General features: G+C 62.5%; 19 protein-coding genes and 1 other RNA gene. 14 read left to right on the top strand and 6 right to left on the bottom strand.

Features of this window, described 5'->3' with window-relative positions; genetic code table 11:
- Nucleotides 1-86 precede the first annotated feature (86 nt).
- The 3 genes from ACSQ3G_RS10620 to ACSQ3G_RS10610 all read right to left on the bottom strand — a co-directional run bounded on the left by ACSQ3G_RS10620 (nucleotide 87) and on the right by ACSQ3G_RS10610 (nucleotide 2,933).
- The gene (locus ACSQ3G_RS10620) at nucleotides 87-872 is read right to left on the bottom strand and encodes a glycoside hydrolase family 25 protein (RefSeq protein ID WP_105438515.1); all 786 of its coding nucleotides are present in this window, start codon (nucleotides 870-872) and stop codon (nucleotides 87-89) included.
- Nucleotides 873-1,017: 145 nt separating this feature from the next.
- The gene (locus tag ACSQ3G_RS10615; RefSeq protein ID WP_436109996.1) at nucleotides 1,018-1,674 is read right to left on the bottom strand and encodes a class I SAM-dependent methyltransferase; all 657 of its coding nucleotides are present in this window, start codon (nucleotides 1,672-1,674) and stop codon (nucleotides 1,018-1,020) included.
- Between the two features lie 11 nt (nucleotides 1,675-1,685).
- Entirely contained in the window at nucleotides 1,686-2,933 is a 1,248-nt protein-coding gene (locus ACSQ3G_RS10610) for a BtaA family protein (RefSeq protein WP_436109995.1), read from the bottom strand.
- Nucleotides 2,934-3,099: 166 nt separating this feature from the next.
- Here ACSQ3G_RS10610 and ACSQ3G_RS10605 point away from each other — a divergent pair, with 166 nt between their 5' ends.
- Nucleotides 3,100-4,452 (top strand): serine hydrolase domain-containing protein, encoded by a 1,353-nt coding sequence (locus ACSQ3G_RS10605; protein WP_436109994.1) that lies wholly within the window; start codon nucleotides 3,100-3,102, stop codon nucleotides 4,450-4,452.
- 41 nt (nucleotides 4,453-4,493) lie between these two features.
- Here the strand turns inward: ACSQ3G_RS10605 and ACSQ3G_RS10600 are convergent, their stop codons facing one another.
- The 3 genes from ACSQ3G_RS10600 to ACSQ3G_RS10590 form a co-directional block, all read right to left on the bottom strand.
- Nucleotides 4,494-5,609 (bottom strand): transglycosylase SLT domain-containing protein, encoded by a 1,116-nt coding sequence (locus ACSQ3G_RS10600; protein ID WP_436109993.1) that lies wholly within the window; start codon nucleotides 5,607-5,609, stop codon nucleotides 4,494-4,496.
- Between the two features lie 101 nt (nucleotides 5,610-5,710).
- A complete protein-coding gene (locus tag ACSQ3G_RS10595) occupies nucleotides 5,711-6,346 on the bottom strand; it encodes a LysE family translocator (RefSeq protein WP_436109992.1) in 636 nt (211 codons plus the stop codon).
- A 50-nt stretch (nucleotides 6,347-6,396) separates the two neighbouring features.
- A complete protein-coding gene (locus ACSQ3G_RS10590) occupies nucleotides 6,397-7,608 on the bottom strand; it encodes a pyrophosphate--fructose-6-phosphate 1-phosphotransferase (protein WP_436109991.1) in 1,212 nt (403 codons plus the stop codon).
- Nucleotides 7,609-7,935: 327 nt separating this feature from the next.
- Here ACSQ3G_RS10590 and ACSQ3G_RS10585 point away from each other — a divergent pair, with 327 nt between their 5' ends.
- The 13 genes from ACSQ3G_RS10585 to murD all read left to right on the top strand — a co-directional run bounded on the left by ACSQ3G_RS10585 (nucleotide 7,936) and on the right by murD (nucleotide 21,664).
- Entirely contained in the window at nucleotides 7,936-8,685 is a 750-nt protein-coding gene (locus ACSQ3G_RS10585) for a TerB family tellurite resistance protein (protein ID WP_436109990.1), read from the top strand.
- Nucleotides 8,682-9,443 (top strand): N-acetylmuramoyl-L-alanine amidase, encoded by a 762-nt coding sequence (locus tag ACSQ3G_RS10580; RefSeq protein ID WP_436109989.1) that lies wholly within the window; start codon nucleotides 8,682-8,684, stop codon nucleotides 9,441-9,443. The genes ACSQ3G_RS10585 and ACSQ3G_RS10580 overlap by 4 nt, the downstream gene beginning before the upstream one ends.
- Before the next feature lie 243 nt (nucleotides 9,444-9,686).
- Entirely contained in the window at nucleotides 9,687-10,283 is a 597-nt protein-coding gene (locus tag ACSQ3G_RS10575) for a lytic transglycosylase domain-containing protein (RefSeq protein ID WP_436109988.1), read from the top strand.
- Nucleotides 10,284-10,350: 67 nt separating this feature from the next.
- A complete protein-coding gene (locus ACSQ3G_RS10570) occupies nucleotides 10,351-11,562 on the top strand; it encodes an NAD(P)/FAD-dependent oxidoreductase (RefSeq protein ID WP_436109987.1) in 1,212 nt (403 codons plus the stop codon).
- 50 nt (nucleotides 11,563-11,612) lie between these two features.
- Nucleotides 11,613-12,047: RNase P RNA component class A (rnpB, locus tag ACSQ3G_RS10565), an RNA gene on the top strand.
- A gap of 449 nt (nucleotides 12,048-12,496) precedes the next feature.
- A complete protein-coding gene (gene mraZ, locus ACSQ3G_RS10560) occupies nucleotides 12,497-12,931 on the top strand; it encodes a division/cell wall cluster transcriptional repressor MraZ (RefSeq protein ID WP_245440363.1) in 435 nt (144 codons plus the stop codon).
- A 14-nt stretch (nucleotides 12,932-12,945) separates the two neighbouring features.
- Entirely contained in the window at nucleotides 12,946-13,971 is a 1,026-nt protein-coding gene (rsmH, locus tag ACSQ3G_RS10555) for a 16S rRNA (cytosine(1402)-N(4))-methyltransferase RsmH (protein WP_436109986.1), read from the top strand.
- Nucleotides 13,972-13,974: 3 nt separating this feature from the next.
- Complete coding sequence (gene ftsL / locus ACSQ3G_RS10550) at nucleotides 13,975-14,436, top strand: cell division protein FtsL (protein ID WP_105400772.1); 462 nt, start codon at nucleotides 13,975-13,977, stop codon at nucleotides 14,434-14,436.
- On the top strand, nucleotides 14,436-16,178 hold the full coding sequence (locus ACSQ3G_RS10545) for a peptidoglycan D,D-transpeptidase FtsI family protein (protein WP_436109985.1): 1,743 nt from the start codon (nucleotides 14,436-14,438) through the stop codon (nucleotides 16,176-16,178). Before ftsL ends, ACSQ3G_RS10545 begins: the two co-directional genes overlap by 1 nt.
- 59 nt (nucleotides 16,179-16,237) lie before the next feature.
- Nucleotides 16,238-17,698, top strand: a complete 1,461-nt coding sequence (locus ACSQ3G_RS10540) for a UDP-N-acetylmuramoyl-L-alanyl-D-glutamate--2,6-diaminopimelate ligase (protein ID WP_436109984.1) — start codon at nucleotides 16,238-16,240, stop codon at nucleotides 17,696-17,698.
- Entirely contained in the window at nucleotides 17,695-19,125 is a 1,431-nt protein-coding gene (locus tag ACSQ3G_RS10535; protein WP_436109983.1) for a UDP-N-acetylmuramoylalanyl-D-glutamyl-2,6-diaminopimelate--D-alanyl-D-alanine ligase, read from the top strand. Before ACSQ3G_RS10540 ends, ACSQ3G_RS10535 begins: the two co-directional genes overlap by 4 nt.
- Nucleotides 19,126-19,155: 30 nt before the next feature.
- Entirely contained in the window at nucleotides 19,156-20,259 is a 1,104-nt protein-coding gene (gene mraY, locus ACSQ3G_RS10530) for a phospho-N-acetylmuramoyl-pentapeptide-transferase (RefSeq protein WP_046633517.1), read from the top strand.
- 7 nt (nucleotides 20,260-20,266) lie between these two features.
- Entirely contained in the window at nucleotides 20,267-21,664 is a 1,398-nt protein-coding gene (murD, locus tag ACSQ3G_RS10525) for a UDP-N-acetylmuramoyl-L-alanine--D-glutamate ligase (RefSeq protein WP_436109982.1), read from the top strand.
- The last annotated feature ends 14 nt before the right edge of the window (nucleotides 21,665-21,678 follow it).

Below are 21,678 nucleotides of genomic sequence, written 5' to 3'. Positions count from 1 at the left end.
AAACGTGGACGGCAGCCGTGTTGGCGCAGTTTTTATCGCAACTGCTCACACATTGCCAGACACCTGTTTCGTCGGGTGAACGGGGTTTACTTCGAGACCGCCGCAACCCAGTTGTGCCAGTTCTTGGAGGTGCCCGCAAAGACGTTGATATCCATCTCGCCCTTGATGCCCGGCACGACGCCCGTCGAGGTATACTGCCAGAAAGCCCAGCGGCGATCGGGGTAGATCTTGGTCGGATGCTGCGCCACGGCGCGGAGCCAGAAGTGGTGGTTGCTGAAGGCGCCGACCAGATTGTCTCGGTGGAAATCCACCGACGTATAGATGATCGGCCGCTTGCCGTAGTAGGCCTCGAGACGATCCATGAAGCGCTGCATGGAGGCGCGCACGGTCTCGGGATCGGGGCGGGTCTTGCAGGTCGGCGAGGACTGGTTCCATTCCATGTCGAGGACCGGCGGCAGCTTCACCGCGTCCCTGGGCACGTTGTTGATGAACCAGTCGGCCTGTTCGTCGGCTGTCGAGCAGAAATAATAGAAGTGGTAGGGGGCATAAGGAATGCCGGCCGATGCGGCGCCCCGCCAGTTCAGTTCGAACGTCGAGTCGATGCGATCCTTGCCTTCCGTCGCCTTGATGAAGACGAAGGCGATGCCGGATTTTTTCACGGCGGGCCAGTCGATATCGGTGCCGTTCCACTTGGAGACGTCGATGCCGTGGACCTCGTGGAGCCCAGGGTGCGTTTTGCCGAAATCCTGCGGGTCACTGTCCTTGAACCGCATCTTCTTGACCGATGACGTTTCCATCAGGTCATAGCTTGAGGATGTGCATCCCGTGGCAAGGAGCGCGGTGGCAAGGAGGGCCAGAAGGAGCCGAGGCATGAACATCCCGTGTGGTGTCGACGTGGAAGCCTCTTGCCCCGTTCGACGCAAAACAGGGAGGCATGAACTCCATATTCACCATAACGTCGTAAAAAATCGGTTAGGGCAAGAGGATTTCATGCCGGAGATGCGGGAGCCTAACGCTTCAGCCGCGGCGGCGGATGACGGCATGCCAGGCATAACCCCGGCCGATCTCCTCGAAGATCATGTCGGCATCGGCGGCCGCCAGCTTGCTTTCCAGCACTTCGTGCAGGTTTGGCCGCGGCGTGACGTGGAAGCGCATGAGCCAGGCCTTCAGGAACCGCCCGAACCAGCTTGGCAGCCGTTCCTGCTGGCCGAAATCGACGATGTGGAGGGAGCCATGCGGCGCCAAGGCCGCAAGCGCGGCATCGATCGCCTTTTCCCAGTCGGGAATCATCGACAAGGCGTAGGAAATCAGGATGCGATCGAAGCCGGCCGCACCGAACTCTTCCGCTTTGAAATTGGTGGCGTCGGCGACGCGAAATTCCGGGATGATCGGCTTGCCGCGGAAATTGGACCGGGCGCTTTCCAGCATCTCGGCGGAGATATCGAGGCCGTAGAGCCTGGCCGCCGGATACTGCCGGTGGGCGAGGGCGAGGTTCCGGCCCGTGCCGCAGCCGACTTCGAGCAGCGAGGCATTCGGCGGGACATTCAATCCCGCAATCGCCCGGTCGCGGCCGAAGAGGTAATATTTGCGGGTGATGTCGTAGATATGGCGCTGATACCGGTACATCCGGTCCATGCGCTCGGCGTGGCCAGTCGGCAGGGAGTTACTCGCCATATCCGTCGCCATCAGGCTTTTTTCACATAGATGTGGAAACCGCCGTAAATTGCCGACCGGTCTTCCAGGTTGAGTTCGTTGGAGCGTTCTTCCAGATAGGACCACTGGTCGAAAAGGGCCGGGGAAAGGCGACCGTCGAGCACGCTCTTTTCGGCCGCCGTGCGGAAGATCACGCGGGCGCCGGGCGCGGCCGTGCGGCTGATTTCCGACCAGACGTCGTTCAACTGCTCGTCCGTCATCCAATCCTGTGCGTCGAGCAGGACGTAGCGATCGACCGAACCGGCGGACTTCTGGGCCAGCAGTTCCGTGAAGCTGGCATGGTGGACCGTGACACGCTCGGCATTGTCGCGGATGGCGCGGTAGTTTTCAGCCTTGAGGTAGGTCGGCAGCGTGCCCTCCTCCGGCTTCGGATACCGTCGCATAAAGGCCTGCCAGGCGAAATAGTTGTCGCGCAGCGGGAAATGGCAGGCGAGCTTTTCAAGGCGCTGGCGCAGGACTGGCGCGATCGATCCGTCCGAGGCGAGACTCGCCAGCTCGTCATATTGCTGCGGCGGAATGCCGAGGCCGAACAGCGAGCTCTTGCGGCTGGTGATCCAGCGGATCAGCGGCCTGTCGAACAGCGGAGCGATGCGGTCGTCGAAGAACTGGCGCTGCTCGCGCAACGACTTGGCATCGGCCATTTCGGTGAGGTCGATGCCATGCAGGCGAGCGATCAGGTGACCGGCGCCGATGAAGCGGCCGAGCAGGCCGGTCTTGTAGATATTGCGGTCGAACACTTCGATCCGCCGGCGGCCGGCGAGCGTGCGCTTGTCCCAGTAGGCGCGGGTCGCGGCATCGAGATTCGGCGCGATGAACGCGTCGTAGCTCTTGCTGTTGGTGCGGATGCCGTCCATGCCGAAGTGGCGCACGACATCGCCATGGCCTGGCAGGTGGCGGAAGGCGGCGAGCTTCAGGCGGTTCAGCGCGACGTGATGCGGGTTGAGGTCGACGACGTCGATCTTCTTCGGCGAGCGGGACAGATAGGCGAGCATGTTGCAGCCGCCGGAACCGATGGTGACGATCGAATGCTCGCCGGAAAGCTCCATGGCTGTCATGTCGACTTCCGGGTCTTCCCAGATCTGCGGATAGACGAGACCGGAGAACAGGAGGCCGAAAAGCCTTTCTGAGAAACCCTGCCGGGACAGAGCTTTATGCTGCAGAAGTGCGTCCTTCAGCTTCTGGTTTTTCCGAAAACCGGCTTCCTGTGCAATATCCGCCATGGTCGAGTCCCGCTTTGTCCAGAGTTTCAGCGCGTGTAAACCTGTCATGCTACAGATTGATGACGCAGCCTGTGGCCAGTCCCCCGATCGGCCCCACGCGGCCGAACACCCCCTTCCTTGGCGTCGAGAATCCTGATTGCATGCGGCCCTTGAAATGGAGGCAGGCATGCGGTTGTTGGTGCGGTTCCTAAAAATCCTCTGCGGCGTCATCGTCGTCGGCCTGATCGGGCTCGGAATCTGGCTCTATACATCGCCGCCGGAACTGCTGAGGGTCGGAAGCGGCTATTCGGCCAAGATGGTCTGCTCGAACGTCTTTATTGCCGGCCGCGACAGCAGCGAGGTCCTCGCTGTCGACGTGCAGGCTCCGGGTCACCCGCTTCTGAAATTGATGCGGGTCTCCGTCGATCGAACGGAAAAGCGGGTTCATGCCGCGCTGCTCGGCATTTTTGCCGGCAATGACGCGGTCTATCGCAAAGGGCTCGGCTGCGCCGTCGTCCCCGATGGGGCGCCGGCTGTTGCCGTCGGCGTTTCGGTGCCTGCCGTTACGTCAGTCGATCCATCCACGCTTTGGCCGGAAGGTGGAAAAGTGGAATCCGATCCGTCGGTTGCGCGGCTTCTCTCAGACATGGGCCTTGCCGGTCCGGGCCTTCGGGCGGTGGTCGTGGTCAAGCGGGGACGGATCGTCGGCGAGACCTATTCGACCGGCTTTTCCAAGGATACGCCGCTGCTCGGCTGGTCGATGACCAAGACCGTGAATGCTGCGATTCTCGGCACGCTCATTCGAGACGGAAAGCTTTCGCTGGACGACAAGGGCCTGTTCCCGCAATGGCAGGGCAACCAGCGCGGCGATATCCGGATTGCCGACCTGGCCGCCATGGAAAGCGGGCTCGCCTTCAACGAGAACTACGGCACGGTCGCCGATGTCACCCGCATGCTCTATCTCGAGCCGGACATGGCGAACTTCGCGGCCGACCAGCCGCTGGAGGCCGACCCCGGCACGCGGTTCGGTTATTCTTCCGGCACGGCCGTGATGCTCTCGAAGATCTGGATGGACCGGATCGGCGACAGAACTGCCGCGCTGTCCTATCCCCGCAACGCGCTGTTCGGCCCGCTCGGCATGCAAAGCGCCGTCATGGAGACCGATGCGGCAGGCACCTTCGTCGGCAGCTCGTATATGTATGCGACCGCGCGCGACTGGGCCCGGATCGGGCTGCTGCTTGCGCGGGACGGTGTGTGGAACGGCAACCGGATCCTGCCGCAAGGTTTCGTCACCCTGATGCACCAGGCCAACGCCACGTCGAACGGCCGTTATTCCAAAATGCAGACGTGGCTGCCGGGCAAGAATAATCCAGACATTCCGGCGGATGCGTTTTTCCTGCAGGGGCATGATGGGCAGACCATCACGGTCATTCCGTCGCTCGATCTGGTGGTGGTGCGGCTCGGGCTGACGCCGAGCTGGAACCGTTACGATCCGTCCCGGCTGGTCGCCGAGGTGGTGAAAGCAACAACGGCGCCCTGAGGCGCCGCTGCACATATTCGGTCAAGGCACTTTCAGCCCGGCTATTTCTCGAGGACGTCCAGCATGTTCTTGCGTTTGGCGTCGTAATAATAACCGCGCGCGTAGAGCTTGATGGCATTGTCGTTTCTGTTGTCGGCGACAAGCCAGGCGCCGCGCAGGTATTTGATCGCGTATTTGAGATTGGTCTCGGCATCGAGCAGGCCGGCCGGCGGGCCTTCGTAGCCCATGGACTTGGCGGTTGAATACTTGATCTGCATGAGGCCCCAGTAGCCGTTCTTGTGATAGGCCTTGGGATCGTACTTGCTTTCCCGATGCACGACGCGGTGCACGAGCGATTCCGGCACGCCGTACATGCCGGCATAACGCTTGATGAGCTTGCTCAATTCCGCCGGCGCACCGGTGGCCGTGGACGGCATCGGCTCGCCGGGAGCCGGCGGGAATTCCATGGCGGACAAGGCGGCAACGGCTCGCGGCTGTGCTGCATAGGCAAGCGTCGCAGTGTCCGGGCGTGGGGTCGGGACGACGGTCTGCAGCGCGACCATGTCCGGTGTCAGTTCCCGTTCGTCCAGGGCGATCGCCGAAGCTGCCGCCGGCTGGATCTTGCCTTCGCTGACCGCCGGTGCGATCGGCGGCGACACGAGGCGTCCACCCTTCGGCGCCGCAAGGCTCGCCGGCTGGGTCGAAGCGAGAATTGTCGATGTGGTGCGAGCAACGGGCGGCGGCATCATCGCCGGGCCGGGCGCGGGGGCGAAAGCGACGAGCGGCGCCATGGTGGGCGATGCCATTGCGGCGGATTGAACGGACATCGCATCGGCGGCGGCGGGCACCGGCACGGGAAGTCTTGCGGTCTTGGCGAGTGCCACGGTCGGCTGCGTGCCGACGGTCTGGGCGGCCGAGGCGACCTGAACACCCGGAGGGGTCATCTGGCCTGCAGTCTGGGCCTGCCCGTTTACCGGGAGATCGGAGTTGTACTGGATAGTCGTCTGGCCATCCGCGGAGGCCGTCTGGACAGGTCCGGTCGTCTGGCCGCTGGTCGGGACAACCGTCTGTGTCGCTGCAAGCTTCTGCTCGCGTTCAACGCTCGAACATCCGGCCAGAACCGAAGAAACGGCGCACGCCACAGCCGTCCCGCGGCCGAGGAATCGGATTATCGCCATTGGGTCGCTTTCATGAAAAATGGTTACCCCAGTCCGCCCAAACGCCACCAAAAGAGTGTTTTGATTAACCTATTGGGCAGCGTCCGACAAGATGGCGAGCGTCAGGCGGCGATCCGGCGATAGCCGGCTGTGACCGCGCGCCGCGAAATGAAGCGCGTCTGGGGCTTGCGTGAGGCGGAGTTGAAGTTGGCGGGCCGCCGTCGGCGGTTGAGCACGCGGCGCGGAAAAAGCACGTGAATTCCGGCTCCAAGCGCAGCACAGACAAGGAAAGTCGCCTGCATTTCGAGAAGCTGGGGCAGGAGGGAGCGGTCGGGATCGACGAACTGGGCGAGTACGGCTGCAAGAACGACGGCATAACGCGCCCGGAAGGCGGATTTACCGAACAGGCATCCGAAGATTCGCGCTGCCCGACATTCGGGAAGATTGTCGTTATCGGCAATCGGACCGGAGATTCGCGGGTCCTGGTAGGACCAGATCACATAGAGCATCAGATAACCGAGCCCTGCCCAGGAGATCACGTCGATGAGCTTGGGAAGATAGACGGCGATCAGGGCCATGGGGATCATCGCCACGATCAGGGCCGCCGACATTCCCACGGCAAGCCCCGGGACCGTCGCGATCGCCGTGCGGCGACCGCGCTGGAGAGAGAAGCTGGCAGTCAGACAAGCGATAGGGCTCGGAAGGAGGGCGAGAAAGATCGCGGTCGCAGCAAAAGCGAGCCAGATGTCAGCCGTCATTCCATTTCCTCCCGGACGCCTGTTGAGCGGCGCCCGCTAGTTTTCTTGTCTCAAGCCGTTTCGAAGGGCTGGCCGATATGGTCCATCACTTCGCCGAACCATTTTGCAGTCAGATCGAAATGTTTTCCACCCTTGATTCTGGGAAATTCGATCGTGCGCAGTTTTCCGCCCTGATCCTCGTCGTGGCCGGTCACGCCCGAGACCTTATTCAGCGCGCTTTCGACGGCGAGATCGACCATCCCCTGGATGAGCCGCAGGTCGTTACCGTTTGCCGGCGCCGAGCGGGCGAAATAGCCGGATTTCTGTACCATCGAACGGTCGGCGCCGATCAGCGCCGCGAACTGCTTCTGGAACCAGCCGCCAACATTGATCGTGTCGATCTTAACATGGCCGAACGCGTCGCGCTTGATCGATTCGCCTGCCGCTTCCCGTTCGGCGACGATCGTATCGAGACCGGCACCTTCCGACACGAACAAGGTTACGAAACCGCGCTTGTCCATGACGTCCTTGAGGCGTGCGGCCTCCTTTTCGAGGTCGAAGGCCATCTCCGGCAGGTAGACACCGTCGATGTTCTTCATCGCGCTGTTCATCATGAAGCCCTCGACATATTCGTTGCCTTTGGTCTTCTGAATATAGGCCCGTGCAGTCGCGGCGGTAAGCCAGCCGCAGTGACGTCCCATCACTTCGTGAATCACAAATGTGCGAGGAGCGGCACTCTGCTCGTTCGAAACGTTGTCGAAGAAAGAGGCGCCGACTTCGGCAGCCGTCCAGGCGCCGAGCGACTGGCGGATCGGCACGATATCGTTGTCGACGGTCTTCGGCAGGCCGACGACGGTCAGGTCGTAGCCATTGGCGCCGAGATAGGCTGCGAGGTCGGCGGCCGTTGTGTTGGTGTCGTCGCCGCCAATCGTGTGGAGGATGGTGATCCCATCGGCCGCCAACCGCTCGGCGGCGACGCGAAGCGGGTTCTCACCTTCCTTGACGAGGCCGCGCTTGACGCAGTCTCCGGCATTGGTGAGCTTGACGCGGCTATTGCCGATCGGCGAGCCGCCGTAGCGGTGCAGCAGATGGGCTTTTTCGCGCATGTCGGTGGTGATTTCGATGCGGTCGCCGAGCAGGACGCCCTGATAACCGGAACGGTAGGCGACCATCTCGATATCCGGCGCGACGTCGTTGTAGCGCTCGATCAGGCCGCCAACGGCGGAAGACAGGCAAGGCGCCAGGCCCCCTGCGGTCAGCATTGCTACTTTCTGTTTGGCCATCGATCCTCCTTGACGCGCATGCTCGCGTACAGTTCAAAACCGCTGGAATGGATGCGACAGAGACAGGCCCCTGTAAAGTGAATTTCTCAAGAAAAACCGCAGCTTCGACTTCTTGGCACAGGAGAGCCTAATATAATCGATTCAACTGCCGCGGCGCCTCGATCGCGCTTGTGGAAAAAGAGATTCAGAGGCTTCGCAATTGTCCCGAAGTGCCAGGTCACCTGTCTGTGAGCGCCGGTGATTGTTCGGAAAACATGAACATAGTTTAATCTAAGACGGGCCGCCGGTCGCCTTGCAATCCCAATTATAATCTGGTCCACTGCACTCATGATCTGGGATTTTGCCTGCCTTCACCTTTCCTCCCTTTGGGAACGGCTTCTCGGCGCCATGGGCGACGCGGCCGGGAACGCGCTCGGCCGTGTCATCGAGGTGATCCGCACGACGTTCGAGGGTGATCCGGAAACACGCCGGCAGGTGTCTTTCTCGGTCGCAATCATCGCGCTGTCGGCCAAGATGGCGAAGGCTGACGGTATCGTCAGTGAGGCCGAGGTCAAGGCCTTTCAGCAGATATTCGATTTTCCCGACGAGGAAGCCCGCAACGTCGCGCGCCTCTATAATCTCGCGCGCCAGGACGTCGCGGGTTACGAAGCCTATGCGACGAAGCTCGCGGGTTTGTGCAGCCCAGGCGCGGGCAAGGCTGCAAACTGCCCGATGCTGGAAAACGTCGTCGACGGGCTGTTTCATATCGCCAAGGCGGACGGCCTGGTGCACGAGGCGGAGCTTGCCTTCCTTTTCCGCATCGCCGAAATCTTCCGCATCGACGAGGGGCATTTCCGCCGCATCATGGCGCGGCACGTGCATCTCGACGGACGGGACCCCTATCTTGTGCTCGGCGTTTCGCCGGAAGACGATTTCGCAAAGATCCGCAAGCAGTACCGCTCGCTGGTGTCCGAACATCATCCGGACCGTCTGATCGCCCGCGGCGTTCCGGCTTCGCTGCATGCCGCCGCCAATGAGCGCATGGCCGCGCTCAACGCCGCCTATGCGGCGATTGCGAAAGAGCGCCGCGCCGCATGATGCCGTTTTACGCCGACTATGCCGGCGCGACGGTAAGGCCTTCCCCCAATCACGGCGAGCGCGCTGGCGGGCGCAGGCCCGACATGATCATCCTGCATTACACGGGCATGCCGAGCGGCAACCAGGCGCTCTCCTGGCTCTGCAACGAGGAGAGCCAGGTTTCGAGCCACTATTTCGTCCATGAGGACGGGGGCGTGGTGCAACTCGTGCCGGAGGACCGCCGTGCCTGGCATGCCGGCAAGAGCTCCTGGGCCGGCGAGGCCGACATCAATTCCTGTTCGATCGGCATAGAGATCGCCAACCCAGGCCATCCCGGTGGCCTGCCGGACTATCCGTCCGCGCAGATCCAAGCCGTCGTCGAATTGTGTCACGATTGCGGCCAAAGGTGGCAAATCCGACCGGAAAGGGTGCTTGGACATTCCGATGTCGCCCCTATCCGCAAGGTCGATCCGGGCGAAAAATTCCCCTGGGAAAAGCTGTACCTTGACGGGATAGGTCATTGGATCGATCCAGCACAAATCAGCGGCGGACGGTTTTTCCAGTTCGGCGAGAGCGGCCAGCCTATCGAGGCATTGCAGTCGATGCTGTCGCTTTATGGCTACGGAATTGAAATCACGGGCACTTTCTGCGAGCGCACGAAGGGCGTGGTCGAGGCGTTCCAGCGTCATTTCAGGCCGCAGTTGGTCGACGGGATCGCCGATTTTTCGACGATCGACACACTTCATCGGCTGCTCAAGTCCTTGCCAAAATTCAATTAATGCGGGCGCCGCACCGGTCGTTCGGGACCGCGTCGAAATCGCAAAATTTTGCAGTGCCACATCATCTCCTTATTAGCCCGGTCTAAAGGACCCGCTAACGGCAGCCGCCATGTTGGACGGGGGTTGCAGAGATAAACGACCAGGAATCGTGAAAACATCGCGCCGTCAATCCGGCGACGCGCTGAGAGGGTGTTTGCGTAACGACACCTGCGGTTCCTGTTGGTCCGGAGACACTTCACCTACATGAATATTATGATTGTTGCTGCCGCGGCGGGCCTTGCCATGCTGGTCGCGGGAACCGAACTCGTGCGTGCTGAGGACGACGCCGTCACCACCTACACCAAGGCGCTCGTCATTCCATGGGAAACGCGCGAAACCGGTTTTGCCGCGCCCACCGACGAAGCCAGGCGCCTGGTTCGGCAGCTTCATTATACCCAGCTGATCTCGAAATATGCGGACGAATACGATGTTCCTGAAGAGCTTGCGCTGGCGGTGGTGCAGATCGAGAGCAACTTCCGCCCGACCGTCAAGGGCAGTGCAGGCGAGATCGGGCTGATGCAGATCAAGCCGGCGACGGCGAGGCTGATGGGTTACCGCGGGCCGGACTACGGCCTCTACGATCCCGAGACCAATATCCGCTACGGTATGAAATACCTGGCCGGCGCGCACGAACTCGGCGGCGGCAAGATCTGCGGCACCATTCTCAAATACAATGCCGGCCACGGTGCCAAGCGGATGAACCCGGTTTCGAAGCGCTATTGCAACCGGGTGCAGGCGGTGATCGAGACCGCCGAACAGTCGGCCGAACAGACTGCGTCGCTTTCGCCTGTGGCATTTTGATTCCGAAAACGGCTAGAAGTGCTTCTGACAGAAGACATTTCGGCCGGTGGAATCGAAAGGCGAGGGCATGACGGAACGGTTCAGATTTATCGTGATCGGGAGGGGCATGATGGGCGCTGCGGCAGCCCGCTACCTCTCGAAATGGACCGACGGTATTGCGTTGGTCGGTCCCGGTGAGCCGGCGGACTACGGGCGCCATGAAGGCGTCTTTGCCAGCCACTACGACGAGGCGCGCATCACCCGGACGATCGATCCCGATCCCGTGTGGGCGCGCCTCGCCAACCGTTCGATCGAACGTTACGGCGAGATCGCCCGCGAAAGCGGCGTGGATTTCTATAGCGAATCGGGCTGCCTGCTGGTCGGCCCTAAGCGCGGCGAGGGACCTTCCTATGTCGCGAACGTGCTCGATGCGGCAGACAAGCTCGGCGTTTCGACCGAGACGCTGTCGGATCTCGATCTTGCCGATCGGTTCGGTTTCTTCTCGTTCCCGAAGGCGAGCGAGGGGGTCTGGGAGCCCAGGAATGCCGGGCACATCAATCCGCGCCGGTTGGTGAAGGCCCAGGCTCTGATCGCCGAACGCCAGGGCACGGCAATCATTCCCGAAACGGTTTCCTCGGTGCGCCAGGAGGGCGATCAGGTCACCGTCACGACCAGCGAGGGCAACAGTTATGTTGCTGAAAAAGTGCTGGTCGCAGCCGGAGGTTTCTCGATCAACGAACGGCTGCTCGGCGCACGCCTCGACCTGAGCGTCTATGCCCGCACCGTCGCCTTCTTCGAGGTCGACGAGGCCACCATGGACATCTGGGGCAGGGTGCCTTCGCTGATCTGGAAATGGCGCGAGGGCGAGGACGGCATCTATCTCCTTCCGCCGGTGCGGTATCCCGACGGCAGGATCTATCTGAAGATCGGCGGCGATCCGGACGATCTGCTGCTGCCGACCGAGCCGGACATCCGCGCCTGGTTCCGCTCGGGCGGGCGGGAAAGCACCAGGGCGCGGCTTGCCGAGATCATGACGCGGCTGATGCCGGAACTCGATCTCTCGCGCTCGTCGATGGCGGCCTGCGTCACCTCGTTCACGCCGACCGGATATCCGGCAATCGCCATGACGCAAGCCTCCCGAATCGGCATCCTCAGCGGCGGCTGCGGGGCGGCGGCCAAGAGTTCCGACGAGATCGGCCGGCTCGGCGCCGAGCTGATCTTCCATGGGAAAATCCGGGATGAAGTCTATTCGACGGATTTCCGGGCGGATTATCTCCTAAGCCGATTATCTCCGGCCTGATTACTTCTCGCCTATGGCTTTCGCTCTCCATCTCGGTTATGGACCGCCTGCCAGTTGGCCGGGCAGCCGCGCTTTACCAATGCCGAAAGGCGGTAAGGTGAGGAAAGTCCGGGCTCCACGGAAACACGGTGCCGGATAACGTCCGGCGGGGGCGACCCTAGGGAAAGTGCCACAGAAAGGAAACCGCCCCGCTTGCTGTACCGCTTTAAACAAAGCGGCAGAGCTGGCGGGGTAAGGGTGAAAGGGTGGGGTAAGAGCCCACCGCGCTTCTGGTAACAGCGGCGGCAAGGTAAACCCCACCGGGAGCAAGACCGAATAGGGATGACACGGGCCGCGTGAAAGCGTGGCTACAGCCTGTTTCCGGGCCAGTCATCCGGGTGGGTTGCGTGAGGCGACATGCAAATGTCGTCCCAGATGAATGGCTGCCACGTTCCGGTGCTTGCACCGGGGCCATACAGAACCCGGCTTACAGGCCAACTGGCGTTTACCTCCTCTCGCCGTCGCGATTCTGTCTGCGCCCTTGGCGAGGGAGAGACGTCCTGCGGCCGCTTTTTGCGGTGCACCGTTTATATCAGGAGTTTCGAAAGCTCCTTTGTTTGTCGGAGCTTAACAAGTGTCCACAATTCACTTGTCGGACACTGCCGAGGCGGTTTCTTCACTCCCTCCGATAACCTTTTGTTAAACTTAACAGCTTATAAATAAATCCCATCTGGGAGTGGCTAGCGGGGCTTCTCCCATTGACGCCCATATGGTCCCATGGTATCCCAAAATCGCACTGCACAAGGGCGAATGAGCGCCCGCCAACCCCTGAGTTTCGGTCGTCCTACGGCCGGGCGGTTATCCGCCCATCCGGGCGGCGAAGCTGTGTTTGGTGTTGTGTCAACGGGTGGACGGGCTTCCGTCCTGAACCATAACGGAGCGGATGTTTGGCGTGATGAGCCGCTTCCTGTCGAATGCGACGAACAGGATCGATGCGAAGGGACGGGTCTCCGTTCCGGCGAGTTTTCGTTCGGTTCTTTCGGAGCGCGGGATCCAGGAGCTTTATTGCCTCCAGGATTTCACCTATCCGGCGATCAGCGTCGGCGGGCCGGATTTGCTCGATCGTTACGAGCGGCAGATCGCTTCCGTCGATCCGTTTTCGCCGGAAGCGAACCGGATGTCGCTGCTCGTACACGGTGGCGGCGTCTTCATGAGGCTCGATGCGGAGGGCCGGCTGATGGTCACGGATTTCATCCGCGACTTCACGGGAATCAGCTCGGATGTTACCTTCGTTGGGCGCTCGGATCATTTTCAACTTTGGCAGCCGCAGGCGTTCCACGAGGCGCAGGCGGCGGCGAGAGAGGGGCGCTTCGGTTCGCGTCCCGCGTAAGACAGGGGAACGGAATGGCGGCGAATCCAGGCGACGGAACAACCGAGCCCGAAGGCGGACCGGTTCGTCACATTCCGGTTCTTCTGAAAGAAGTTCTGGAGGCGCTCGAGCCTCGGGCTGGCAAGGTCATTCTCGACGGTACGTTCGGGGCGGGCGGTTATACATCCGCCATTCTTGCCGCCGATGCCGAAGTGATCGCGCTCGATCGCGACCCGAATGCGATTGCCGCCGGCAAGGCGCTTGCCGATGCCCATAAGGGTCGCCTCCACCTCGTTCAATCGCAGTTCTCCAGCCTTGCCGACCACGCGCCGGAAGGCGGGCTCGATGGCATCGTGCTCGATATCGGCGTCTCCTCGATGCAAATCGACGAGGCCGATCGCGGCTTTTCCTTCCAGCGAAATGGGCCGCTCGACATGCGCATGTCGGCGAGCGGCGTCTCGGCCGCGGATGTCGTCAATCGCGCCAAGGTCGGCGATCTCACGCGTATCTTCGGTTTCCTCGGTGAGGAAAAGCATTCGGGCCGTATCGCCCGCGCCATCGAGAAGCGTCGCCTGACTGAACCCTTCACCACGACGCGCGAACTCGCCAACCTCATCGAGACGGTCAACCCGCGCAAGGCCAAGGACAAGATCCATCCGGCAACCCGCGTCTTCCAGGCGCTGCGTGTCTTCGTCAACGACGAGCTCGGCGAGCTCGCTCAGGCGCTGTTTGCGGCCGAGCGGGTGCTGAAGCCCGGCGGCCGGCTGGTCGTCGTCACCTTCCATTCGCTGGAAGACCGGATCGTCAAGCAGTTCTTCGCCGATCGTTCCGGCAAGGCTTCCGGTTCGCGCCATCTACCGATGGTCGTGGCAAAGCCTGCGATCTTCGAGCCGCTCGGCAAGTCGATGATCTCGGCGAGCGACGAGGAGGCTGAACTCAATCCGCGCGCCCGTTCCGCCAAGCTTCGCGCCGGGGTGCGGACGGAAGCTCCGCCGCGATCGGCCGACATGTCCATTTTCGATCTGCCCGATCTCGCCAGCCTTGCAAAGATGGGAGCCTGATACATGCTGCGTAGCTTCGATCTTGTCCTGATCGGCGTGATGACGGCAGCGGCCGTCGTCACCTATTCGATCAAGCACCGCGCCGACGAAAAACTCAGCGAAGTTCGCCGGCTGGAGTCGGAAATCAAGCTGGAGAAAGACACGATCGATCTCCTGAAGGCGGACTGGGCCCTGCTGACCCAGCCGAACCGCCTGCACCGGCTGATCAACGTCTACAGTTCCGAGCTGGCACTGGCTCCCACGGAGACGACGCAGCTTGCGATGCCGAAGGAACTGCCGATGCCCAAGGCCCGGCTTCCGCAGCCCGAGACCACGATCGAGGACATCATCGCCGGAAAGAACAGCGAGGTTGCCGCCGCGCTGAAGGGGGTTGCCGCCGCCAAGGCCAAGCCCGCCGCGAAAATCCCCGTGCCGCAGCGGCGCGGTCCCATCGAAGTCATTTCCACAGGATCGGTGAAACGCTGATGTCTTTCCTGTCCCGCATCATGATCGTCAAGAGCCGCGCGCATTTCTCCTCCGGCAGCCGTGGCCGCGGCTCCGAGAAGGCCTCCTTCGAGGGGACCCGCAAGCGCAAGTCCGCCCAGGCGAAAAACCGCGTCGGCCTGCTGATCGCCGGTTTCACGGTCTTCTACTGCGTCGTCGGCGGCCGGCTGATGCAATATGGCGTGGCGCAGCCGCTGACGACATCGAGCATCCTGCCGGCGGACCGCCTTCTGGCGTCGCGCCCCGACCTCGTCGACCGCAATGGCGCGGTTCTGGCGACCGACATCCGCACCGTTTCGCTGTTTGCCGAGCCCAACAAGATCGTCGATGCCGACGAGGTGATCGAGAAACTCTCGACGGTTCTGAACGACCTCGACGTCAAGGGCACCTATTCGAAGCTGACCTCGAACTCGCGTTTCCAGTGGCTGCGCCGCCAGCTGACCCCGAAGCAGCAGAGCCAGATCCTGGCGCTCGGCATTCCGGGCATCGGTTTCCGGCCCGAGAAGCGCCGTTTCTATCCGGGCGGACCGACCGCCGCGCATGTCGTCGGTTATGTCAATATCGACAACCGCGGCGTTGCCGGCATGGAGCGTTACGTCGACAATCAGGGGCTTGCCGATCTCGCGGCCGTCGGCATGACTTCCAGCCAGCCGCTGGAGCCGGTCAAGCTGTCCATCGACCTGCGTGTCCAGTCGATCGTCCGCGACGTCGTGTCCGAGGCGATCAGCAAGTACCGGTCCATCGGCGCCGGCGCGGTCGTTCTCGATGTCCATACCGGCGAAATCGTCGCCATGGCGTCCGCGCCCGATTTCGATCCCAACAACCCGGCCGAAGGCGGCGAGGAGGGTTGGTTCAACCGCATGTCGAATGGCACGTTCGAAATGGGCTCGACCTTCAAGTCCTTCACGATTGCCATGGGCCTCGATTCCGGCAAGGTGAACCTTCAGAGCACGTTCGACGCCCGGTTCCCGATCCGCATCGGCGGCTTCACCATCAAGGATTTCCACGGCAAGGGTCGCGTGCTGAGCGTACCAGAAATCTTCCAGTACTCGTCGAATATCGGCACGGCCAAGATTGCCGATACGGTCGGCATCGAAGGCCACAAGGATTTCCTGACCAAGCTCGGCCTGCTGACCAAAATGCACACGGAGCTTCCGGAAGTCGCCTCTCCGAGCCAGCCGCGCGAATGGAAGAAGATCAATTCGGTCACCATTTCCTTCGGACACGGTGTCTCGACGACGCCGTTGCAGACGGCGGTTGCCGGTGCGGCGCTCGTCAACGGCGGAAAATATATCCCGCCGACCTTCCTGCCGCGCAACCGAGCAGAAGCCGACAAGGTCGCTACCCAGGTGCTCAAGCCCTCGACCAGCAAGGACATGCGCTTCCTGTTCGAATGGAACGGCGCCAACGGATCGGGCAGGAATGCGCGCGTCGCGGGCTTCAACGTCGGCGGGAAGACGGGCACGGCAGACAAGGTCGTCAACGGGCGTTACGCCCATGACAAGAACTTCAACGCCTTCCTTGCCGCCTTCCCGATGGATAATCCGCAATACGTCGTCTTGACGTTCTGCGACGAACCCAAGACCGACAAGGGCAACGGCGCGGCTCTTGCCGCAACGTCCGCCGCGCCGATGGTCAAGGAGATCATCACCCGCGCCGCGCCGATTCTGGGTGTAAAGCCGAAATTCGGCAATGACGGTTCTGCCCTGCTTGTGTCTTATTGAGCGATAACAACTTGAGCGGACGATTCGAGGGGACGACGCTCAGAATGGACGATCAACCGATGAAATTGCGAGAACTCGCCGGACAGGATTTCCCGGAAATAGCCGACCTGATGGCCGGGCCTGCAGGCGATCTCGAGGTGACCGGGCTTACTTCCGACAGCCGGAAGGTAACCCCGGGCATGCTCTTTGCGGCACTCGCAGGCACCAAGGCGGACGGTTCGAGCTATATCGGCGATGCCGCCGCCCGCGGCGCGGCCGCGGCGATTGCAGGGCATTCGGCGGAAGCGGGCATTCCGGTTCTTGCCGTCTCCAATCCGCGCCGGCTCCTGGCACTGGCGGCCGCCCGTTTCTACCATGCGCAGCCGGAAACCATGGTTGCCGTCACCGGCACCGCCGGCAAGACCTCCGTTGCCTCGTTCACCCGCCAGATCTGGGCGCATGCCGGCCATGCCGCGGCACAGATCGGCACGACCGGCGTCGTCTCGCCCACCCGCAACGACTACGGAACGCTGACCACGCCGGATCCGGTCGACTTGCAGCAGCTGCTGGCGGAACTGGCTGCCGAAGGCGTTACCCATGCCGCCATGGAGGCTTCCAGCCATGGCCTCGACCAGAGCCGGATCGACGGCGTGCGTCTTTCCGCCGCCGGCTTCACCAATCTCGGCCGTGACCACATGGACTACCATCCGACGATCGAAAGCTACATGGCCACAAAGATGCGGCTCTTCGATACGCTGATGCCGAAAGGCTCGCCGGCCGTCATCTTCGCCGACGACGCCTGGTCGGAAGAGGCGATACGAGTGGCGACGGCTGCCGATCTCGAAGTCCGCACCGTCGGCCGAAAGGGCGATTATCTGTGCCTCAAGCGCGTCGAGCATTTCCGGCACAAGCAGATGGCCGAGATCCACATCGGCGACCAGATTTTCGAAGTCGATATTCCGCTTGCCGGTGATTTCCAGGTGGCGAACGCGCTGGTCGCGGCAGGACTTGCGATGTCGACCGGGGTTCCGGCCGCGGTCGCCATGGCCGCGCTCGAAAAGTTGGTGGGCGCCTCGGGTCGTCTCGAACTGATCGGCCAGACAAAAGCCGGCGCGCTCGCCTATGTGGATTATGCCCACAAGCCGGACGCGCTGGAAAACGTGCTGACCTCCGTGCGCCCGTTCACGACCGGCCGGGTCATCGTGGTGTTCGGCTGCGGCGGCGACCGCGACAAGGGCAAGCGGCCGATCATGGGCGACGTGGCGACGCGGCTTGCAGATATCGTCATCGTCACCGACGACAATCCGCGCTCCGAAGTTCCCGAGGTGATCCGTTCCGAAATCATGGCGGCGGCTCCGGGCGCGATCGAGATCGGCGACCGGGCCAAGGCGATCCGCCAGGCAGTCAATATGCTGCGGGCCGGCGATACGCTGATCGTCGCGGGCAAGGGCCATGAACACGGCCAGACGATCGGCACGACGGTCCTGCCGTTTTCCGATCACGTCGAAGTCCGCAAGGCACTGGAGGAGATGAAATCGTGAGCTGGCTATGGACCTCCGAGGATTTGACGTCTGCCATGGGCGGCCGGCCGATCGGTGTGCTTCCGGCGGGCATCACCGGCATTTCGATCGACAGCCGTTCCATCGGCCAGGACGAGGCTTTTTTCGCCATCAAGGGCGATCGCGTCGACGGCCATGACTATGCGAGCCTCGCAGTCGCCAACGGTGCGACGCTGATCGTCGTCAACGAGGCGAAACTGCCCGCGCTCGGCAAATTGACGGTGCCGATGATCGTGGTGGAGGACGTTCTCGCCGCTCTTGGCAAATTGGCGCTTGCGGCGCGCGACCGCAGCAGGGCCCGTATCGTCGCCGTGACCGGTTCGGTCGGCAAGACCACCACCAAGGAGATGCTGCGCCACGCGCTTGCGCCTTCCGGAAAGGTGCATGCCGCCGTCGCGTCCTTCAACAATCACTGGGGCGTGCCGCTGACACTCGCCCGCATGCCGGCAGATACCGATTTCGGGGTCTTCGAGATCGGCATGAACCATCCCGACGAAATCCGCCCCCTGGTCAAGATGGTGCGCCCGCATGTGGCGATCATCACCACGATCGCCGCCGCCCATCTCGGCCATTTCAAGAACCTCGAGGAGATTGCAGCCGCCAAGGCCGAGATTTTCGAAGGCCTGGAGCCTGGCGGTTCGGCGGTCCTCAACCGCGACATCAAGCAGTTCGGCTTTCTGCAGAAAAAGGCGCAGGAGGCGGGCGTCTCCCACGTCCACACCTTCGGCCAGCACGCCAAGGCGGACTTCCGGCTGGCGGATTTCGAAGGCAACGGGGAAAACTCGGTCGTCTGGGCGGTGCTGAACGGCGAGACCTCGGAAGTCCATATCGGTGCTCCCGGCCGCCATATTGCCGAGAATGCGATGGCAGTCCTCGGCGCCTGCCTGCTGGTCGGCGCGGACATGGCCGGTGCCATGGCGGCGCTTGCGGGGCTGAAGCCGGTCAAGGGCAGGGGCGAGCGCCACCGCCTCGGCATTGGCGAAGGCCATCTGACCCTCATCGACGAGAGCTACAACGCCAACCCTGCCTCGATGCGGGCGGGGATCGCACTCCTGGCGGCGGCGACGCCGGAACTGACCGGCCGGCGGATCGCGGTCCTCGGCGACATGCTGGAAATGGGCGAGTTTTCCGCCAAGGTGCACGAGGAGCTGGCAGGTCCGCTGCTCGCCGCCGGTATCGAACATGTCTGGCTGGCGGGTGCGGAAATGGTAGCGCTACGCGACGCGCTGCCCGACAGCGTCGACGTGCAATATTACGAAAAAACCGCGGATCTTGCCGATTTTGTGGTGCGCTCGGTGATCCCCGGCGACGTGGTGATGGTGAAATCCTCGCTTGGCATCGGTTTCGGCAAGATCGTGGCCGCGCTTATTGACAACTACCCGGCATTCTCCGACACGGAACGCCACTAATTGAGACGCGGCTTCTAGAAAGGGCGCTGAATGCTGATCTGGCTTGTGGAACTGGCGGACAAAGTCCAATTTTTCAACCTGTTCCGGTACATCACCTTCAGGACGGGCGCTGCGCTCTTTACGTCTGCGCTGATCGTCTTCCTGTTCGGGCCGATGATCATCGCATCGCTTCGCCTGCGCCAGGGTAAGGGCCAGCCGATCCGTGCCGACGGGCCGCAGACCCATTTCAAGAAGGCCGGCACGCCGACCATGGGCGGGCTGATGATTCTCGCCGGCATCGTCGGCGGCTCGCTGCTCTGGGCCGACCTTTCCAACGTCTATGTGGTGGCGACCCTCCTCGTCACGCTGGGTTTCGGCGCGATCGGCTTCTATGACGACTATCTCAAGGTCACCAAGCAGACCGACAAGGGCTTTTCCGGCAAGGCCCGACTCGGCATCGAGTTCGTGATCGCCGGCATCGCGGTCTTCTTCATGATGCGGGTGGCGCTCGCCACCGGCCAGTCGAGCAATCCGACGCTCGGCACCTCCGTCGCCTTCCCCTTCTTCAAGGACCTGTTCATCAATCTCGGCGTCTTTTTCGTGCTGTTTGGCGGTTTCGTCATCGTGGCTGCCGGCAATGCGGTGAACCTGACGGACGGGCTCGATGGGCTCGCCATCGTGCCTGTGATGATCGCTGCGGCGTCCTTCGGCGTCATTGCCTATCTCGCCGGCAACGCGGTATTTGCGGGATACCTGCAGATCAATTTCGTGCCCGGCACCGGCGAGCTCGCCGTCATTCTCGGAGCAGTGATCGGGGCGGGGCTAGGGTTCCTCTGGTTCAACGCGCCGCCGGCCGCCATCTTCATGGGCGATACGGGATCGCTGGCGCTCGGCGGCCTGATCGGCTCGGTCGCGGTTGCCACCAAGCACGAGATCGTCATGGCGATCGTCGGTGGCCTGTTCGTCATGGAGACGCTGTCGGTGATCATCCAGGTCGGCTTCTTCAAGATGACCGGCCGGCGCGTCTTCCTGATGGCGCCGATCCACCACCATTTCGAAAAACTCGGCTGGACGGAAAGCCAAGTGGTGATCCGCTTCTGGATCATCGCCGTCGGCCTTGCCATGCTCGGCCTTTCGACGCTCAAGCTGCGGTGACACGGCGATGATCGCGGTCACCACATTCAAGGACAAGCCGGTCGCGTTGTTCGGCCTCGGCGGTTCGGGACTGGCCACGGCCAGGGCCTTGGTTGCCGGCGGTGCGAAGGTGGTCGCCTGGGACGACAATCCCGACAGCGTTGCCAAGGCGACCGCCGAGGGGATCGCGACCGCCGATCTGCGCGGCATCGACTGGTCTGTTCAAGCCGCCTTCGTGCTGTCGCCGGGCGTGCCGCTCACCCATCCGAAACCGCATTGGAGCGTCGACCTTGCCCGGTCCGCCGGCGTCGAGATCATCGGCGATGTCGAGCTTTTCGTGCGCGAGCGCCGGGCGCATGCGCCGGATTGCCCGTTCATCGCCATTACCGGCACCAACGGCAAATCGACGACCACGGCGCTGATCGCCCATATCCTCACGTCGAGCGGCCGCGATACCCAGCTCGGCGGCAATATCGGCACCGCGATCCTGACGCTCGATCCGCCGAAGGTGGAGCGTTATTTCGTCGTCGAATGCTCGTCCTACCAGATCGATCTGGCGCCGACGCTCAACCCGACCGCCGGCATCCTGCTCAACCTGACGCCTGATCATCTCGACCGCCACGGCACCATGCAGCACTATGCCGACGTCAAGGAACGGCTTGTTGCCGGCAGCGGCACCGCCGTGATCGGCGTCGACGATTCGTTCTGCGCCCTGATTGCCGACCGCGTCGAGCGGGCCGGTGTCGCGGTCAAGCGGATTTCCAAGCGGGTCGTCGTTGCCGACGGTCTTTATGCCGAGGGCAGCCGGATCATCGAGGCGCATGGCGGTGCGACGTCGCTGCTCGTCGATCTCGACGGCATCGAGACCCTCAAGGGCAGCCACAACGCCCAGAACGCGGCGGCGGCCATCGCCGCGTGCCTCGCGGTCGGCGTGTCGAAGGACGAGATTCGTGCGGGACTGAAATCCTTCCCCGGCCTGAAGCACCGGATGCAGCCGGTTGGCCGCCGGGGCCGGGTGGTGTTCGTCAACGATTCGAAGGCGACCAATGCGGATGCCGCAGCGCCGGCGCTCTCCAGCTACGACCGGATCTACTGGATTGCCGGTGGCCTGCCGAAGGAGGGCGGCATAGTCAGCCTCGCTCCACTCTTCCCGCGTATCGTCAAGGCCTATCTGATCGGAGAAGCCGGACCGGTATTCGCGGCGACGCTTGGCGAGGCGGTGCCCTACGAGATTTCGGGCACGCTCGAAAAGGCGGTCGCGCATGCCGCGGCGGATGCAGGAGCCGACACGACACCGTCCGCGGTGATGTTGTCGCCGGCCTGCGCCAGCTTCGATCAGTTCAAGAATTTCGAGGTTCGCGGCGATGCCTTTGTCGGCCATGTCGCGGATCTCGACGGCGTCACGATGTTGGTCGATTTAGATTGATCGAGACGGAAAAG

The organism is Neorhizobium tomejilense (assembly GCF_964254135.1).
Lineage (GTDB): Bacteria > Pseudomonadota > Alphaproteobacteria > Rhizobiales > Rhizobiaceae > Neorhizobium > Neorhizobium tomejilense.
This window is presented reverse-complemented; position numbering and strand designations above follow the sequence as displayed.

Excerpts from the sequence above, each read along its gene's own strand:
- ACSQ3G_RS10620 (WP_105438515.1), bottom strand. The coding sequence starts at position 872 with ATGCCTCGGCTCCTTCTGGCCCTCCTTGCCACCGCGCTCCTTGCCACG.
- ACSQ3G_RS10615 (WP_436109996.1), bottom strand. The coding sequence starts at position 1,674 with ATGGCGAGTAACTCCCTGCCGACTGGCCACGCCGAGCGCATGGACCGG.
- ACSQ3G_RS10610 (WP_436109995.1), bottom strand. The coding sequence starts at position 2,933 with ATGGCGGATATTGCACAGGAAGCCGGTTTTCGGAAAAACCAGAAGCTG.
- ACSQ3G_RS10605 (WP_436109994.1), top strand. The coding sequence starts at position 3,100 with ATGCGGTTGTTGGTGCGGTTCCTAAAAATCCTCTGCGGCGTCATCGTC.
- ACSQ3G_RS10600 (WP_436109993.1), bottom strand. The coding sequence starts at position 5,609 with ATGGCGATAATCCGATTCCTCGGCCGCGGGACGGCTGTGGCGTGCGCC.
- ACSQ3G_RS10595 (WP_436109992.1), bottom strand. The coding sequence starts at position 6,346 with ATGACGGCTGACATCTGGCTCGCTTTTGCTGCGACCGCGATCTTTCTC.
- ACSQ3G_RS10590 (WP_436109991.1), bottom strand. The coding sequence starts at position 7,608 with ATGGCCAAACAGAAAGTAGCAATGCTGACCGCAGGGGGCCTGGCGCCT.
- ACSQ3G_RS10585 (WP_436109990.1), top strand. The coding sequence starts at position 7,936 with ATGATCTGGGATTTTGCCTGCCTTCACCTTTCCTCCCTTTGGGAACGG.
- ACSQ3G_RS10580 (WP_436109989.1), top strand. The coding sequence starts at position 8,682 with ATGATGCCGTTTTACGCCGACTATGCCGGCGCGACGGTAAGGCCTTCC.
- ACSQ3G_RS10575 (WP_436109988.1), top strand. The coding sequence starts at position 9,687 with ATGAATATTATGATTGTTGCTGCCGCGGCGGGCCTTGCCATGCTGGTC.
- ACSQ3G_RS10570 (WP_436109987.1), top strand. The coding sequence starts at position 10,351 with ATGACGGAACGGTTCAGATTTATCGTGATCGGGAGGGGCATGATGGGC.
- mraZ (WP_245440363.1), top strand. The coding sequence starts at position 12,497 with ATGAGCCGCTTCCTGTCGAATGCGACGAACAGGATCGATGCGAAGGGA.
- rsmH (WP_436109986.1), top strand. The coding sequence starts at position 12,946 with ATGGCGGCGAATCCAGGCGACGGAACAACCGAGCCCGAAGGCGGACCG.
- ftsL (WP_105400772.1), top strand. The coding sequence starts at position 13,975 with ATGCTGCGTAGCTTCGATCTTGTCCTGATCGGCGTGATGACGGCAGCG.
- ACSQ3G_RS10545 (WP_436109985.1), top strand. The coding sequence starts at position 14,436 with ATGTCTTTCCTGTCCCGCATCATGATCGTCAAGAGCCGCGCGCATTTC.
- ACSQ3G_RS10540 (WP_436109984.1), top strand. The coding sequence starts at position 16,238 with ATGAAATTGCGAGAACTCGCCGGACAGGATTTCCCGGAAATAGCCGAC.
- mraY (WP_046633517.1), top strand. The coding sequence starts at position 19,156 with ATGCTGATCTGGCTTGTGGAACTGGCGGACAAAGTCCAATTTTTCAAC.
- murD (WP_436109982.1), top strand. The coding sequence starts at position 20,267 with ATGATCGCGGTCACCACATTCAAGGACAAGCCGGTCGCGTTGTTCGGC.